This window comes from Leptolyngbya sp. FACHB-60, from assembly GCF_014695775.1.
Taxonomy (GTDB): Bacteria; Cyanobacteriota; Cyanobacteriia; order Phormidesmidales; family Phormidesmidaceae; genus Nodosilinea.
In genome coordinates this window covers 44,802-59,758 of sequence record NZ_JACJOX010000007.1, presented here as the reverse complement: position 1 = coordinate 59,758, position 14,957 = coordinate 44,802, and the positions used below count along the sequence as shown (strand labels likewise).

The 14,957-nt window shown below is 55.0% G+C and carries 15 protein-coding genes and 2 pseudogenes; 11 read left to right on the top strand and 6 right to left on the bottom strand.

All coding sequences use genetic code 11. The features are described from left to right. Positions 1–108: 108 nt before the first annotated feature. Positions 109–1,113, bottom strand: a complete 1,005-nt coding sequence (gene arsS, locus H6F57_RS01355) for an arsenosugar biosynthesis radical SAM (seleno)protein ArsS (protein WP_190624813.1) — start codon at positions 1,111–1,113, stop codon at positions 109–111. A 682-nt stretch (positions 1,114–1,795) separates the two neighbouring features. Here arsS and H6F57_RS01350 point away from each other — a divergent pair. The 4 genes from H6F57_RS01350 to H6F57_RS01335 all read left to right on the top strand — a co-directional run bounded on the left by H6F57_RS01350 (position 1,796) and on the right by H6F57_RS01335 (position 6,405). Then, positions 1,796–4,300, top strand: a complete 2,505-nt coding sequence (locus H6F57_RS01350; RefSeq protein ID WP_190624820.1) for an endonuclease MutS2 — start codon at positions 1,796–1,798, stop codon at positions 4,298–4,300. Positions 4,301–4,518: 218 nt separating this feature from the next. Further along, positions 4,519–5,214, top strand: coding sequence for an SIMPL domain-containing protein (locus H6F57_RS01345; protein WP_190624819.1), 696 nt, complete (start codon positions 4,519–4,521; stop codon positions 5,212–5,214). An 85-nt stretch (positions 5,215–5,299) separates the two neighbouring features. Further along, the gene (locus H6F57_RS01340; protein WP_190624812.1) at positions 5,300–5,674 is read left to right on the top strand and encodes a group 1 truncated hemoglobin; all 375 of its coding nucleotides are present in this window, start codon (positions 5,300–5,302) and stop codon (positions 5,672–5,674) included. A gap of 68 nt (positions 5,675–5,742) precedes the next feature. After that, positions 5,743–6,405: an MOSC domain-containing protein gene (locus tag H6F57_RS01335; protein WP_190624811.1), complete on the top strand. Its 663-nt coding sequence runs from the start codon at positions 5,743–5,745 to the stop codon at positions 6,403–6,405. Here H6F57_RS01335 and H6F57_RS01330 read toward each other — a convergent pair. The 3 genes from H6F57_RS01330 to H6F57_RS01320 all read right to left on the bottom strand — a co-directional run bounded on the left by H6F57_RS01330 (position 6,383) and on the right by H6F57_RS01320 (position 7,908). Further along, a complete protein-coding gene (locus H6F57_RS01330) occupies positions 6,383–6,649 on the bottom strand; it encodes a hypothetical protein (RefSeq protein WP_190624810.1) in 267 nt (88 codons plus the stop codon). The two genes, H6F57_RS01335 and H6F57_RS01330, sit on opposite strands and share 23 nt — an antisense overlap. Beyond that, positions 6,649–6,876, bottom strand: coding sequence for a hypothetical protein (locus tag H6F57_RS01325; protein WP_190624809.1), 228 nt, complete (start codon positions 6,874–6,876; stop codon positions 6,649–6,651). Before H6F57_RS01325 ends, H6F57_RS01330 begins: the two co-directional genes overlap by 1 nt. A 657-nt stretch (positions 6,877–7,533) precedes the next feature. Further along, a complete protein-coding gene (locus tag H6F57_RS01320; protein ID WP_190624808.1) occupies positions 7,534–7,908 on the bottom strand; it encodes a sensory rhodopsin transducer in 375 nt (124 codons plus the stop codon). A gap of 249 nt (positions 7,909–8,157) precedes the next feature. Here H6F57_RS01320 and H6F57_RS01315 point away from each other — a divergent pair, with 249 nt between their 5' ends. Next, a complete protein-coding gene (locus tag H6F57_RS01315) occupies positions 8,158–9,036 on the top strand; it encodes an SDR family oxidoreductase (RefSeq protein ID WP_190624807.1) in 879 nt (292 codons plus the stop codon). Positions 9,037–9,187: 151 nt separating this feature from the next. Next, positions 9,188–9,295 (top strand): annotated as a pseudogene (locus tag H6F57_RS28220) (glycosyltransferase); the annotation flags it as partial. A gap of 117 nt (positions 9,296–9,412) precedes the next feature. Here the strand turns inward: H6F57_RS28220 and H6F57_RS01305 are convergent. Next, positions 9,413–10,435: a spore photoproduct lyase family protein gene (locus H6F57_RS01305; RefSeq protein WP_190624818.1), complete on the bottom strand. Its 1,023-nt coding sequence runs from the start codon at positions 10,433–10,435 to the stop codon at positions 9,413–9,415. A 946-nt stretch (positions 10,436–11,381) separates the two neighbouring features. On the opposite strand from H6F57_RS01305, the gene H6F57_RS01300 reads away from it, so the two are divergent. From H6F57_RS01300 to H6F57_RS01285, 4 genes are all read left to right on the top strand, one after another. After that, positions 11,382–11,540 carry a hypothetical protein gene (locus H6F57_RS01300; protein WP_190624806.1) on the top strand — a complete coding sequence of 53 codons (159 nt, stop codon included), beginning with the start codon at positions 11,382–11,384 and terminating at the stop codon, positions 11,538–11,540. A 1-nt stretch (position 11,541) separates the two neighbouring features. Then, on the top strand, positions 11,542–12,027 hold the full coding sequence (locus tag H6F57_RS01295; RefSeq protein ID WP_190624805.1) for a VOC family protein: 486 nt from the start codon (positions 11,542–11,544) through the stop codon (positions 12,025–12,027). A 116-nt stretch (positions 12,028–12,143) separates the two neighbouring features. Next, positions 12,144–12,728, top strand: coding sequence for a GNAT family N-acetyltransferase (locus H6F57_RS01290; protein ID WP_190624804.1), 585 nt, complete (start codon positions 12,144–12,146; stop codon positions 12,726–12,728). 89 nt (positions 12,729–12,817) lie between these two features. After that, on the top strand, positions 12,818–13,711 hold the full coding sequence (locus H6F57_RS01285; protein ID WP_190624803.1) for a hypothetical protein: 894 nt from the start codon (positions 12,818–12,820) through the stop codon (positions 13,709–13,711). Between the two features lie 41 nt (positions 13,712–13,752). Here the strand turns inward: H6F57_RS01285 and H6F57_RS28215 are convergent. After that, a pseudogene (locus tag H6F57_RS28215) lies at positions 13,753–14,225 on the bottom strand (nucleoside deaminase). 230 nt (positions 14,226–14,455) lie between these two features. Between H6F57_RS28215 and H6F57_RS01275 the strand changes: the two are divergent. Further along, on the top strand, positions 14,456–14,767 hold the full coding sequence (locus H6F57_RS01275) for a WGxxGxxG family protein (RefSeq protein WP_190624802.1): 312 nt from the start codon (positions 14,456–14,458) through the stop codon (positions 14,765–14,767). The last annotated feature ends 190 nt before the right edge of the window (positions 14,768–14,957 follow it).

Genomic DNA, 14,957 nt, shown 5'->3' with positions numbered 1-14,957 from the left:
TCCTTGATCCGGTCCCATTGGTCATCACGTAGGGCGTAGCGGCGGGTTGTCATCAGTATCGGAGGCTGAAACACAACTCATCCCAGCTTACCTAATTGATTACACGCCCTAGGTTAGAGCACCGCCACAGCTAGACCCGCTGCCGGCGGTGCAGCCATAGCAGTAGGGGCGGGTTTGCACTGTCTCGATCGCATCTATGGAGTTGGCCGCCAGCAAATCAGCCACGGTCAGAGGTTGGCCGCTGCGCCCCAGGCTGGGCACGGCTTCCATTTGATTAAAGTCACAGTCATAAATGTTGCCTTCGTAGTCGACAGAAAGCTCCTGGCGACACATCAAGTTGGGCACGGTGGCGGGGTTGTAGTGATTAGAAAGAAATTGTAGGTAAGGACCGTAGAGATTTTTGCCCTCTAAGTATTGCTTAACCCGGCCAATGGGCAGGTTGGTGATGGTATAGAGCTGGTTGAAGGCGATGTTGAAATGCGATCGCAGATAAACTTCGTAGTCAGCCTGTAGCACCGTCTGGCTGGGGGTCAACGAAAACTCGGCGCTGCGGGGCACGGGTGGATTGTAGACGAGGTCTAGACGCAAGGCTGGGTCATGGCCGTAGCCCAACTGGTTGAGCCGCTGTAGCGCTTGAATAGACTCGGTGTAGACCCCCGATCCTCGTTGTTTATCGACATTATCTTCGAGATAGCAGGGCAGCGAGGCCACCACATGCAGCTGGTGACGGGCAAAATATTCTGGCAGATCTTCAAATCCAGGCACAAAGAAAATTGTCAGGTTCGATCGCACCATCACCGTTTTGCCCAACTGCCGCGCCGCTTCCACCAGAGGGCGAAAGCCGTAGTTCATCTCGGGGGCACCGCCAGTCAGATCAACGGTGGCAATCTGCGGAAACCGGCGGAGCAGTTCGATGAGCTGATTGCAGACCTCAACCGAAAGTTCTTCAGTGCGCTTGGGGCTAGCCTCCACGTGGCAGTGGGTACAGGCCAGGTTGCACTTGCGGCCCAGGTTGACCTGCAACACAGAAATCGGCAGCTTGGTGAGAGGCTGCCCAAGCCGCTGATCAAAGGAGGTAACTGCGATCGCTGGAGAGGGGGGAGACTGAACCATGAACCCTAGGTAGGTAAAACAGCATTCATCATACGATTGCCAAAGCAATCTGGTTGGCACCAGCTAACGCTAAACAACGTCTTGCAATTACACCCTACAACTCTGAAAATCCCCTGAGAATGGGGACATTCTCACCCAAGGAAGAGTGGCAGTTGACTATTGCGACTTTGACAGGCCAGAGCAGCTTGGGATGCAAGGTTCAGGGTATAAGGCAAATCATGCCCCTTATACCCTGAACCTTATACCTAAAACCTTTTCTGCAACCTAGCATCTTTCGTTGGCTAGAGTATTATCGCGATCGTCTGGGAGCAGCCACCCTTGCCTGGTCGCGTCCCCCATCTAAGGGGGCATCCATTGCCCAACTGGAACCTAGCTCAGGTCGGTTAACTCAGCTGTGGCCTGGGCAAGATTAGCGTAGTCAAAGACCCCTGCTAAAACTTCGCCGCTATACACCAGAGCGTAGGTTTTGACGGCCATGGCCAGCTATATATTGAGGGGTGCTTAACAACGGTGGGTAGTGTCTTCTCTCACCGATGCGGCATTTGGTTGATTGAACTGATAGCTTAGAACTGAGGGTTGAACTATATCAGACTGGGGCTGGGTCGGTAGTTCGAGCCAGGTTGCGGCGGGAGTTCTCTATACTAAAGGAATGTCTTGAGCGAGCGTAATTCCCCTGTCTGAGCTGCCGTTAATTCACCACGAAACCCTGGAGTTGCTGGAGTGGCCTCGGCTCTGCCAGCACTTGTCTACTTTCGCCGCTACTAAGCGCGGTACTCTAGCGGCCCAGGCACTAGTCACGCCTGAAACTCAAGCAGCCAGCATTAATCTGCTGACTCAGACCCAGGAGGCCGACTGGCTGGAGCAACACAACAGCGGCCTCAACTTTGGCGGCATTCGCGATATCGGGACGGCGGTGGAGCGGGCCTATCGCCAGGGGCTACTCAGCGGTGATGAGCTGCTGGCCATTGCTACTACTCTACATGGCGCTCGCCAGCTGCGGCGCACCATTGACGCCCAGCCGCCGGAGGATATACCGGTTTTGCAGGATTTGGTGGCCGACCTGAGCACCCACCCTGAGCTGGAACAGCAGATTTATCACTGCATTGACGATCGCGGCGATGTCACCGACCGGGCCAGTCCTAAGCTGGGGGAGGTGCGCGATCGCCTCAAATCGACCCGACAAGACATTCAGCAGCGGCTTCAACGAATTTTGCAGCGCCAGTCGGGGGCTATGCAAGAGCTGTTGATTACCCAGCGGGGCGATCGCTTCGTGCTGCCGGTCAAAGCACCCCAAAAAGATGCGGTGCCCGGCATTGTGCACGACGCCTCCGCCAGCGGCGCTACCCTCTACATTGAGCCCCAGTCGGTAGTTGAGCTGGGCAACCGGCTGCGCCAGCTGCTGCGCCAGGAAAAAACCGAGGAAGACATTGTTCTGCGGCAGCTCAGCGACGCGGTGGCAGAGGTCTACGGCGACCTAACCCACCTGCTGGCGGTGGTTACCGAACTAGACTTGGCCCACGCCCGCGCCCGCTACTCGCTGTGGCTAGAGGCCAACCCACCCCGGTTTATTGAACCCCAAGAGCAAACTACCCTGCGCCAGCTGCGCCATCCTCTGCTGGTGTGGCAGCAGCGCCATGAGCAGGGGCCTGAGGTGGTGCCGATCAATCTGTTGATTCGCCCCGAGTTGCGGGTGGTGGCGATTACCGGCCCCAATACCGGCGGCAAAACTGTAACGCTCAAAACTTTGGGCTTGGCGGCCTTGATGGCCCGCGTAGGCCTCTATGTACCCGCCCGTGAACCAGTGGAGATTCCTTGGTTTGGGCAGGTGCTGGCTGATATTGGCGATGAGCAGTCGATTGAGCAGAGTTTGTCGACATTTTCAGGCCATATTCGGCGAATTGGGCGAATTTTGGCGGCGCTGAGTGGTGGAGAAGATGAGGGAGATGAGGACGGTGGGGGAGATGGGGAAGAGATGGAAGGTTTGTTTGCATCTTCCCCTTCCCTCACTCCCTCATCCCCTCACTCTCTTATCCCCTCGCTTCCTTTCGCTAATGCCCTCGTCCTGCTCGACGAAGTTGGCGCGGGTACTGACCCAACGGAGGGGACGGCTCTAGCCATTGCCCTGCTCAAGCACCTGGCCGATCGGGCGCGGCTGACGATGGCCACGACCCACTATGGCGAGCTAAAGGCGCTGAAGTATCAGGATGGGCGGTTTGAGAATGCTTCGGTGGAGTTCAATGAGGCGACGCTGTCGCCAACTTATAGGCTGCTGTGGGGCATTCCGGGGCGATCGAATGCACTGGCTATTGCGCGCCGGCTGGGGCTAAGTGCCGGGGTGATCGATGCAGCGGCAACTCTGATGGCCACGGGGTCGCAGGACGATGTCAACCAGGTGATTGCCGGGCTAGAAGCCCAGCGTCGTCAGCAGGAGGAGCGATCGCAGGAGGCCGCCGAACTGCTAGCCGCTACCGAAAAACTTCATCGTGAGGTGCAGAACAAAGCTCATATGCTGCGCGATCGCGAGCAGGAACTCAAGCTCCAGCAGCAGGCGGCTGTGCAGCAGGCAATCGCTGACGCCAAGCGCGACATTGCCAAGGTAATTCGCCGGTTGCAGCAGGGCGATGCCACCGCCCAAGATGCCCAGCGAGCGACAGAGGCAGTGGATGCGATCGCCCAATCTCGTCTGCCTGCGGCTGCGCCGTCTCCGGCGAAACCAGGTTACCGGCCAGCGGTGGGCGATCGCGTGCGCATTCCCAGTCTGGGGCAGACTGCCGAGGTGCTGACCGCCCCCGATGATGACCACCGCATCACCGTGCGATTTGGGTTGATGAAAACCACCGTCAGCCTGGCCGATATTGAGTCGCTGCGGGGCGAAAAGGCAGAGGTGCCGGTCAAGACTAAACCCGTCGATACTGTGCCCGCCGCCCAGGCTGCCCCACCCGCCCCCGCCATTCGTACCAACCGCAACACGATCGATCTGCGCGGCATGCGGGTAGCGGAATCAGAGGCAGTACTGGAGGAGGCGATCGCCCAAGGCAGCGGCGCCCTGTGGATCATCCACGGCCACGGCACCGGCAAGCTCAAAGCGGGGGTGCATGAGTACCTCAAGCGGCATCCGCAGATTCAGCGGTTTGAGCCTGCGGCCCAGGCCGACGGTGGCACTGGGGTAACGGTGGCTTATCTGTAATAGGCTATCCAAAATTAGGCTTGATTTGTAGGCCTGTGAAAGTCATCATCCTTAGGTTCAGGATGCCCGACGGGTCTCGGCATCCGTATCGAAATTGGTAACACCGCCGCTGTCCTAAAGTTGCCGTGGCACAGTGAATGGACAAACTTCTATTAATGAGTGTGAGGCCCATGAAAATTAAGTCTTTTACCCCCAGACGGATGGCGGCGGCGGCAGTGATGTCGGCGACCCTGATCTCAGGGCTCGGTTTTGTGCCTGTCTTTACCCCCACAGCGATCGCCCAGGAGGCAGCTATGAGAACGCTAACCGTAACCGGTCAGGGTGAAGAATCAGTGCAGACAACCAAAACTCAGATTGACCTAGGGGTCGATGTGCAGGGCACCGATGCCGAAGCGGTGCAGCGCGAGGTGGCCCAGCGCACGGCGGCGGTGGTTGAGCTGCTGCGATCGCGAGGGGTGGAAAAGCTCGAAACCACCGGCATTCAGCTCAGCCCCCGCTACAACTATGAGAATGGTCGCAACGATGTGATCGGCTACACCGGCAGCAACACCGTCAGCTTTCGGGTGCCCACCGAGAGCGCTGGCTCGTTGCTCGACGATGCGGTGAATGCTGGGGCCAACCAGATTCGCAGTGTTAGCTTTGTGGCCGAAGACGCTGCCCTAGAGGCCGCTCGTCAGCAGGCATTGCGCGAGGCCGTGGCGGATGCTCAATCTCAGGCAGGGGTGGTGCTAGGGAGCCTGAACCTGCGATCGCAGGAGATTGTCAGCGTTCAAATCAATGGGGCAGCCCCGCCCATGCCAGTACCGATGATGCGGCAGGCCGAGTACGCTGGCATGTCGGCCGATGCCTCTACCCCAGTGGTAGGGGGTGAGCAAACGGTACAGGCTCAGGTGACCCTACAGATTCGCTATTAAGAAACCCGGTTGGGGTGCCTAGAGTAGAGATGGTTTGCTGGGGTAGGGCATTCTAAGGGCACTACCCCTTATTCCAGAGCAGACTATGACAACTCTTTTTGACCAACTTGGCGGTGCCCCTGCTGTTGACCTAGCGGTCGATAAATTCTACGAGCGGGTCTTACGAGATGAGCGCATTAAGCATTTCTTTGCCAACGTCAATATGACCAAGCAGCGGGCGCACCAAAAGGCCTTTTTGACCTATGCCTTTGGCGGCACCGATAAGTACGACGGCCGCTACATGCGCGAAGCTCACCAAGAATTGGTCGCAAACCACGGCCTGAATAGCGAACATTTTGATGCCGTTGCCGAAGACCTGATGCTGACCTTAGAAGAAATGGGCGTATCTGAAGAACTCAGGTCGCAGGTGGCCGCCATTGCGGCAGCACCCCAGCACAAGCGGGATGTGCTGAACCAGTAAGCGTATTCTAGAGAGAGCGTGTCTTAGCTAAGACACGCCCTTTTTCTGTCGCTTATCGTTTGATTACTATGCCTGAGCTTGTCTCAATTCAGGTGGGCCTGCCCCAAACCCTGGGCACCGAAACCGCCGCCGACCCGATGGATCAGCCCTGGATCACCGGGTTCTTTAAGCAGCCGATTGCGGGGGAGGTGTGGGTGGGCTCCACCCACCTGGCAGGCGATGGCCAGGCCGATCTGAAAAACCACGGCGGCGTAGATAAAGCGGTGCTGGCCTACAGCGCCGAGCACTACCCTGACTGGCGATCGTACTTACACAACTCCGACCTGCCCTACGGCGGCTTTGGCGAAAATTTTACCGTGGCGGGGCAGACCGAGGCTGAGGCCTGCATTGGCGATATCTATGCGATCGGCAGCGCTAGGGTACAGGTGTCACAACCCCGGCAGCCCTGCTGGAAGTTGTCTCGCCGCTGGCGCGTAGAAGACTTAGCTCTCCAGGTCAAGGCCAACGGCCGTAGCGGCTGGTATTTTCGAGTGTTGCAGGAGGGTACCGTCGAGCCGGGACTGGCGATAACGCTGTGCGATCGCCCCTACCCGGAGTGGACTGTGGCCCGCGCCAACCGCATCATGCACCATGATTTGGGCGATCGCGCGGCGGCGATAGAGCTTGCCAGTTGCCCCTTGCTGTCGCGCAACTGGCAAGAAAAATTGCTCAAACGGGGCGCATCGTCTTAGTTGGGGTCGATCGCGGCTCTAGCGCACAGACCCGAGCGCGCTGCCGAGACACAATGCGCAGCTCGTGGGGATAGCGCGGGCGCGGATCATTCACCAGCCAGATCGGCGGCACCATGGTGGCTTCGTAGCCCTCAATTTCGTAGAGAATGCCGGGCTGGTCTACCTGCTCAACAAGGGTGCCGGGCAGGTAGTCAAACAGCTCATCCCAATCGATGGCTGACTCGGGCAGAGATTGGGGATGCATTAGGCGTAAAAGTGGCTTTTGTGTAGCACGGTTTCGCCGTGGTCGGGCACCCAGGCAACCCAGGTATCGGGCGACGCTTGGCACAGCAGCTTGGCCTCGTCAGCAGCGTAGGCGCTGAGCGGCTGGGCCAGCTTGACCCAGGTGTCGCGGGTGTAAGTAATATGGCAAACGGGCTGCCACCCAGCAGCGGGCTTGCGGTCAGTTTGAGAATGGACTTGTGGGATCATGAGGTCGCCTCTGAGGGGTTAATGCGGGCGACAGACCGATCTTGGTGCGAAAAAAAGTTTGTGCGAACAAGAAGTAGGTCAGTCAAGCATTTCTGTATTCATTTTTACAAAATACGCCAGAAATGGAGCGATCGCGCTAGATAAATTCACAAACCCTGACTTAACAGCCGCTGTTTCGCTCTTCGGTGGTCTGAATTTGGATCCACCGTGCTCAGCGATCGGCTCACCACTTGCAACTCGGAAGCGCGCGGCAGTGCTTCTACCAAACGGCTACCAATCAGCGACTAGACCTTGCCAAATATCTTGTTCAAACGGCGCAGTTTTCGGAGAAAAAACTTTCAGAACGTTGCTGACTCAAGGTATGAATCGAAACCCACCGGAGCTATTTGCCGAGGTAGGGCGATCGCTCGTCAACGAGGGCATTGCCGTACGCTTCACCGGCACCGTTAGCGAAGGGGAGCTGGTATAGTGCATTCGCAGTCAGCGGAATCCTCTGGTAGTGGCATTGCACTGCAACGCCACTACAGCGAACCTGTCCTGACCTAATGGACTTTTTCGCTCTACAGATTCTTGTTCCTGTGAAGCGTTTTTTTGCAACGGCGCTTCGACCGATTTGCGCCTCAATTCAACCCTGACTAAAAAATATCGTCAAGAGCCTCAACCGGCGTAGGCTATGGTGCTGAGCAACGCGACGTCTGTGCGGCGAGAATCGAGCCGAGTGTGCTGCACCACAATCGGCACATTAGAAGTGATTGTGCTGGCGTATTCGGTGCCTCGGGGCACCGGTTCAGGCTTTTGCAAGTCGTTGAACCGCACGTGCTTGGTGCGCCGGGGAGCTACGGTGATGTGATAGGGGCCGACGGGTTCGCGATCGCTGAAGTACAGCATAATTTGCACCTGGGCCTCCTGGTCAGAGGTGTTGAGCAGGCAGGCGGTCTCATGGCTGACAAATTCTGGCGGCCGGTCGGTGTCGTCGGGGGGAATGTAGCCCTCTGCGATCGCCCAGTAGGTTTTGCCGATGGGATGTGCCATGAAAATTCTCCTGCATTTACTAGGAGGTTAGCGGTTTTGCCCAACGCTTACGTCTATCAGGGGAGCCAGTTCGACGATCTTATCAACTGGTTCAGAAGGGATGGTGCCGTTAAAATTAGCCCGCTAAGAAATATTTTCAGTCTACAAAACGAAAAAGCGGCGGCTGAATCTCACCTCTAACAGAGGCAATTCCAGCTGGTTCTTCTAATCCTAAAGGAGCGCTTACTAGAAGTATTTAAGGATTAACCCATGACTGGACGTTTAGACGGCAAAGCGGCTGTAATTACCGGGGCTGCTACCGGAATTGGCGAGGCGATCGCCCATAAATTTGCCCTTGAAGGGGCCAAGGTTCTGATCAACGGCCTGCCCGACGACCCAATTGAGGATGTCGCCCAAGCCATTCAGCAGCACGGCGGCGAGGTCGTGACCTACAAAGGCGATATTTCCCAGACTGAAGAGGCCGAGGCTTGTGTGCAGGCAGCGATCGACGCCTTTGGCCAGCTCGATATTTTAGTCAACAATGCTGGGGTATTTCTAGTCACCGCTGAAACCCAAGACTACCCAGTCGATCTGTTCGATCGCACTATTCAAATGAACATTCGCTCGGCGTTTTTGATGACCAAATACGCCCTGTCCTATCTGCAAAAGAGCCGGGGCAACATTGTGTCGGCTGGCTCAGAGGCCGGGTTTAACGGACTGGCCCAAAATGCAGTCTACGGCGGCACCAAAGGCTGGGTGCACTCCTTTATGAAGGGCGTAGCGGTGGAGCAGGCCAAGCACGGCGTGCGAGCTAACTGCGTCTGTCCCGGTGCAATCGACACGGCCTGGACCCACAAAGAGACCGGCCCCATGGATGAGCAGATGGAGGAAACCCTAATTCAGGCGACCCCCATGGGTCGGCGAGGCACGGCGGAAGAAATGGCCAACGTCTACGCCTTTTTGGCGTCGGATGAGGCCAGCTACGTGACTGGTGCTCTGTGGCTAGCCGACGGTGGTGTGACCGTCGGCAAAGGGCCAATGGGCGATCAGGTGCCCGACGAGTTCAAGCGCGAGCCCACTGGGCAGCTGTCTGACCTGCGCCACAGCCGCGAAGGCTTGAAGAATAAGACCGTCAAGTCAATTAAGTGAGTTTTAGGTGTACATCAATAAAGCAAATCATGCCCTAGCGCTGTACGCCTACTCTGAGGTTTGGGTGGGCATTGCCCACCCTACAGCTGCAAAGCCTAACTCTACCTAGGGAATTTTGATTGCTAAAATCCCCCTTACCCCTCACCTTGCTATGCCCACCATCGACGTCCTGATTCCCACCTATAACCTGACTGATGCCTTGGCCATTACCCTGACCAGTCTGTGCGCCCAGACCTACAAAAACTTTCGGGTCATTGTGTCTGACCAGAGCGAAGACCAGTTTGACGGTCTAGGGTTTAGGGTTCAAGGCAGGTCATGCACCCTGAACCTTGAACCTTGTACCCCATCAATCTGTCATCTCTGGCTTAACAACCTACTAAGTCCAGTAGAGAATTTTGCCCTGGGGAAACCACCGCGCGATCGCCCCTTCAAAAAAGGTGCGCAGCTCGGTCATGGTGTCGCGATCGTAGACGTACTTGGTGCCGCCAAACTTGTTGCGCTTGGTGGTGCGGGTTGACTCGTCTAGGTCTAGCTTGCTGTTGGGGTACCACTGCTCTAGCACCCCCTTCGACCCAGGGGTAAATCGGTGGGAGATCAGCTCGAAGGTGAGGTCGCAGTCAAAGTCGAGGGCGCTGGCAGCCTCCTCCAGGAGCTGGCCATACTCGTCTTGCCAGTGCTCAATCGGCATAATCGGCGCGATCACCAGCCCCACTGGGTAGCCACCGCCGCCCTGCTCTACCGGCAGGGCTAACTTGCGAATGGCCTGCAATCGCTCCGCTACCGAGGCTGTGCCCCCCTCTAATAGTCGGGAAACAGAGGCGGCATTGATGCTGAAGCGGCAGCGAGTGCGGCCGTGGTGGGGCAGGGCCAACAGGTCGTCTACCTGGTCAAACTTAGAGACCCAGCGCAGGTGAGCGCGATCGCGCGTGCCAAAGTAGCGAATGCACTCTGCCAGGCTGCCGGTGAGGTGCTCAATGCCCAAGGGGTCGGTGTAGCAGCTAACTTCGTAGGTGGTGGGGCGATCGGGGTGCTCGTAGTGCTTGAGGTTGTCTAAAATCTGCGGCAGGTTGGCATACGCGCGAATCACGGGTGGTCCCTGGAGACTGCCCGCCAGGTAGCAGTATTGGCAGTGGGCCGGGCAGCCCTGGGCCAGATGAAACTGCCAGTCGGCCGAGGGCGGAATTGGCGTCAACTTGAGCTGGCTAGCCGGTGCGGTGACCACAGCCAGGGTGCGCTTGGCGATCGCATAGGTCTCGCGCTCGGTGTCTCCCCGCAGGCCGGTCAGGCGATTTTGCTTGAGATATTCCACGGGTAGGTCGAGTGCTTGCACTCGCTCTAAAATTTGCTGTCCCCAAGGCTCGTCTAGGGCGGCAGGAGTAAACAAGACTTGCTCTGGCAGCCACCGACGGCGGCGGTAAGCGGTATTGAGGGTGGCCGGTTGAGTACCCTCAACAGTGGGTGCGGTTGTGATCGAATGAGTCAAAACAATTCGGTAAGAACAACAGATAATCGATATTCTCTTTCGATCGTAAAGACCTTACCGAAGCAAAGCATCATTCAGATTACAGGTTCGAGTCGAACACCCTCGGGGGGGCTGTAGCCAGTGCGGTGGGGTTGCGGTTCCTAGAATCTGACCCTAAATTTTGCAGATTGAGGCGATTGGCCAGCATCGCCACTACAACCATCGGTAAAGATATTCCTAAACAAAGTAGCCCTTGGACTGAGGCTGAGGGGGGTAGTCGAAAACAAAAAGTTCATCAGACCCCACTGGCTAAAGACCACCTGAAGCACCACAGCAACCAAAATGCCGTGTTGCTGCGGTCTGCTGAGGTCTGCCAACGGGTAGCCACCGAAAGGCAAGGAACTGTTCACCACCTTAGGTCAATTTTGGGGAGTAATTCTCTATCGAGGAGAGACAACGGGAACGCACCGCAAAGATAGCGCTGGTGTGACATTTAATCGTCTGCTCTGACATGTGCTGCTGACGGGTGGGTGAACGTAAGGTTGCTATCTCCTACGATGCCGAAGCCGCCGCTGAATCAACCCCAGATGAATGGGTAGTCTGCCCCCGGATCAATGGGTAGCAGTTCCTCTAAAGCGCAGTGACCCAACCAACATGGAGCTAGACTGCGCTACCTGCAATGAAGAATTGCTGAATTATTTACATAGCACCCCGTACGAGATCTACCATGCAGAGCAAGATCTGTATAACGCCCTATTCTTGGAAGTCATACTAAACAATTTCCAGACTAACTCCCCCTCGAAGGTCAATTTTTTAACGCAAGCTCTGGTTAATTGCTCTGACTAAAGATGTCATTCAGAAGTAAAGAGAGAAAGTAAGCCAAATGCGAGTTATTCCGCCTATGCGCAGCACACTGAAGCAGCGCCAGAATGGTACGAATTTGCCGTATATTGACGCAGAAAAGTATGCCGAGCTGATGCTCTTTGACTGCGATCGCATTATTAACTCCGATTTCGGGTGGCCCATCACAATGGAGAAGTGACATGGTGAAAGCAGCAAAGAACACAATTTGCCTTTGGTACAATGGCGATGCCGAGGATGCGGCGCAGTTTTACGCCGAGACCTTTCCCGATTCATCCGTTGACGCGGTGCACCTCGCGCCGGGAGACTTTCCGTCTGGGAAAAAAGGGGATGTGTTAACGGTCGAGTTTACAGTGATGGGAATTCCCTGCCTCGGGCTCAATGGCGGCCCTGCGTTTAAGCACAACGAATCATTCTCGTTTCAGGTCGCAACCGATGACCAAGCCGAGACCGATCGCTACTGGAACGCGATTGTCGGCAACGGCGGCGAGGAGAGCGCGTGCGGCTGGTGTAGGGACAAATGGGGATTGTCCTGGCAGATTACGCCGATCGCCCTGACCAAAGCGGTCACCGATCCCGATCCCGCTGCCGCCAAGCGCGCGTTTGACGCAATGATGCAAATGAAAAAGATCGACGTTGCTGCGATCAAGGCGGCGCACCGCGGTTAAGGCTGCATCTTCAAAGCCTGCCTTCTGAAAACGCAAGGAAAACATGATGGGCGGACTCAAAACCGCTCGATCTTGAGTCTGCGGTTTTCGACAATTTTAATATTAGGTTCGCTGATATGGAAATCGTGACTAGAAGATTTCTGTTGCGTGATTTTGTTGAGTTGGATCGACCTTCATTTCTAGACTATCAAGCCGATCCACGCAGCCAAACTTTTTACGAACCAAGTGACGCCAATGCCGAACAGGCAAAACGTTTGTTTGACACATTCCTGAGCTGGGCTACCGATCGCCCCCGCACCAATTACCAACTCGCGATCGTGCAACAACAAAAACCTAAAGCGCTCGTCGGCTGCTGCGGACTGCGGGGAGCACGGTGCCCCGCTGGTGAGATGCAATTAGGCATCGAACTTGCACCCAACTATTGGGGCCGCTATGCCTACGCAATAGAAGTGGGGCGTGCTCTGCTCAATTTTGGGTTTCAGGAATTAAAGCTGGATGTAATTTCCGGTTCTACCGTAAGCGCGAATAAGCGAATCGCCCGATTGGCAGAGTGGGTTGGCGCAGAAGTCGTCGCTATTCGTTCAGGTTCTCCATGGATGTCTAAGCGAGGTTGGAACGAGGTAGATTGGCGCATTACGAAGGAGCAGTGGGAGCGTCGCATTGCGCCACTGCATAGCAACCGTGGTGCAACAGGCTGTTGAAACCCACTGGTGAAGTTGCAATGTCGTGCCAGGCGCTGACTACAATCATGAGTGAGCCGTCTCGGTAAATAAGATTTGAGGAGTATAAGATGAGCACGGGTTCAGACGCAGATGAAGTTCAGGTAGAGCCACAGGACAGTTTGCTCTCGGAATTTTTCGAGGACAGCCCCCCAAACCAAGTTGCTCGCGTCAGTGATCTGGCTGTGATTCAACCTAGTTACACTCCAATTCTTAATACTCCAGAAATTCAGTTGCATTGTGCTAGTGAAGTCTGCGATGGAATTCGATTTTTTAGATGTGTTTCTACCGATAAACGCTATACCGCTGCTCATTACAAATTTTTCTTTTTGACTTATCAATGCTCGAACTGTCGGCAGACTGAAAAACATTATTCTTTAGCTGTGAAGATGGATCATATAGAGCAACCTACTGGAGAAATATACAAATTTGGCGAGTCGCCGCCCTTTGGACCACCAACTCCATCTCGTCTGATTAAGCTAATAGGTCCTGATCGAGATATTTTCCTAAAAGGAAGAAGATGTGAAAATCAAGGCCTAGGAATAGGTGCTTTTGTCTATTATCGGCGCGTGGTAGAAAATCAAAAAAATCGTATTCTTAAAGAAATTATAAAGGTTTCAGAGAAGATATCATTGCCATTGGACAAAATTCAGATTTTGCGGGACGCTGTGCAAGAAACGCAATTCAGTCGAGCGCTTGATATGACGAGGAATGCAGTGCCAGAAAGTTTACTGATCAATGGACATAGCCCGCTCTTACTCTTACACAGTGCTTTGAGTGAAGGAGTGCATGCATTGTCAGATGAGGACTGCTTAGAGCTAGCCAGTAGTATCCGAGTTGTTCTTGGAGAATTGTCAGAACGCCTCGCACAAGCTTTGAAAGACGAGGCTGAGTTATCGAGAGCGCTGACAACTTTGATGCATCACAAAAAGGCTAATAGCTCCAATCCACCAAAATCAAGTTAATCAGTTGGCTATTGTCCTCATGACTAAAACCATCAGGCTACTCACCTCCAAAAGCCGCGGTGGAGGGCGACAATTTCTACTTCCACCTCAGCGATCGGCCCCCAGACGGCGATCGCCTTTTGACCCCGCTCAAACACATAGCGACAGGGCACATCTAGCGTGGGGTTTTCAGCGTGGTTGCCCGTGAGCGCCAGCAGCTGTTTTTCTGCAATGCCGTAGACCAGCCGCCCCACATTAGCCCAATACTGCGCCCCAGCACACAGGGCTCCACCGTCGTGTAAAGCGTGCAGTTCCATAAAAAATCGGGTTCAAACTTAGCGTAGGCGCGCCGCATCAAGGTCGATTCGGCGTGGTTCACCGTATCGATGTTGCCTTGCTTTAGCAGGACAGTGGCGTGGTCTGGAGCTACCAAGATAGCCCCAAAAGGATGGTGCCCCTGGGCCATAGCCGCTTGAGCTACCTGGTTAGCGCGCCGTAGGTGCTGAACTACCTGTATAGATGTGGGCTCCCTCATAGGTTCGATGTCTAATTAACTATGAGTAAGGGTAGAGCCTAAAACGATCCAGCCACTGTCTTCTAAGCCAGAGTAAATAGAATCAATCTCCATCCAACGGCAAATAGCAGGTCGAGAGGAAAAACATACTATGAGGGTATAGGAAATCTAGATTAGGTATCAATCGTTTGTGTTGATGCCACGTCTGCGTTGCTCCATTTCACTAACAGCTATTTCTTGAGGTTTCTCCCATGAAAAATAAATCCTTGGCTACTTGGCTAGGTACTGGCGCTCTCGCCGTAAGCCTTGCCGTTCTGCCTTCCATCCTGCCCGCGTCTGCTCAAACCACTACCGGTAGCGACGGGGTTGGTACTACTACTACCGACGGTATTGGCACCACGACTACCACCAACGACAATAACGACGGATTTGACTGGGGTTGGTTGGGTCTTATTGGTCTAGCCGGTCTAGCGGGTCTGAAAGGAAAAGATCGCGACAACGACAACCGGGTTAGCTACGCCGATCGCACTACCACAACCTCCACCAACAATCCTCGCTACTAAAGCAGAGGTTGTCACATTTGATAGTTACCAGAAAAGGAAGGTTCGTTAACTAGCGAACCCTCCTTTTTTATTGCAATTGTGACTGGTAGACATAGAAAAAACCACCTCCGATACTTAATGAAGTACCGAAGGTGGTCTAAAGAGTATACAGAATAGACTTATCTACTCTCGCTCAAGGATATAGACATCC

Coding starts and splice junctions, on each gene's coding strand:
- H6F57_RS01300 (WP_190624806.1), top strand. CDS start 11,382: ATGCGAGTTATTCCGCCTATGCGCAGCACACTGAAGCAGCGCCAGAAT.
- H6F57_RS01315 (WP_190624807.1), top strand. CDS start 8,158: ATGACTGGACGTTTAGACGGCAAAGCGGCTGTAATTACCGGGGCTGCT.
- arsS (WP_190624813.1), bottom strand. CDS start 1,113: ATGGTTCAGTCTCCCCCCTCTCCAGCGATCGCAGTTACCTCCTTTGAT.
- H6F57_RS01325 (WP_190624809.1), bottom strand. CDS start 6,876: ATGATCCCACAAGTCCATTCTCAAACTGACCGCAAGCCCGCTGCTGGG.
- H6F57_RS01285 (WP_190624803.1), top strand. CDS start 12,818: ATGAGCACGGGTTCAGACGCAGATGAAGTTCAGGTAGAGCCACAGGAC.
- H6F57_RS01275 (WP_190624802.1), top strand. CDS start 14,456: ATGAAAAATAAATCCTTGGCTACTTGGCTAGGTACTGGCGCTCTCGCC.
- H6F57_RS01345 (WP_190624819.1), top strand. CDS start 4,519: ATGTCGGCGACCCTGATCTCAGGGCTCGGTTTTGTGCCTGTCTTTACC.
- H6F57_RS01295 (WP_190624805.1), top strand. CDS start 11,542: ATGGTGAAAGCAGCAAAGAACACAATTTGCCTTTGGTACAATGGCGAT.
- H6F57_RS01340 (WP_190624812.1), top strand. CDS start 5,300: ATGACAACTCTTTTTGACCAACTTGGCGGTGCCCCTGCTGTTGACCTA.
- H6F57_RS01320 (WP_190624808.1), bottom strand. CDS start 7,908: ATGGCACATCCCATCGGCAAAACCTACTGGGCGATCGCAGAGGGCTAC.
- H6F57_RS01290 (WP_190624804.1), top strand. CDS start 12,144: ATGGAAATCGTGACTAGAAGATTTCTGTTGCGTGATTTTGTTGAGTTG.
- H6F57_RS01335 (WP_190624811.1), top strand. CDS start 5,743: ATGCCTGAGCTTGTCTCAATTCAGGTGGGCCTGCCCCAAACCCTGGGC.
- H6F57_RS01330 (WP_190624810.1), bottom strand. CDS start 6,649: ATGCATCCCCAATCTCTGCCCGAGTCAGCCATCGATTGGGATGAGCTG.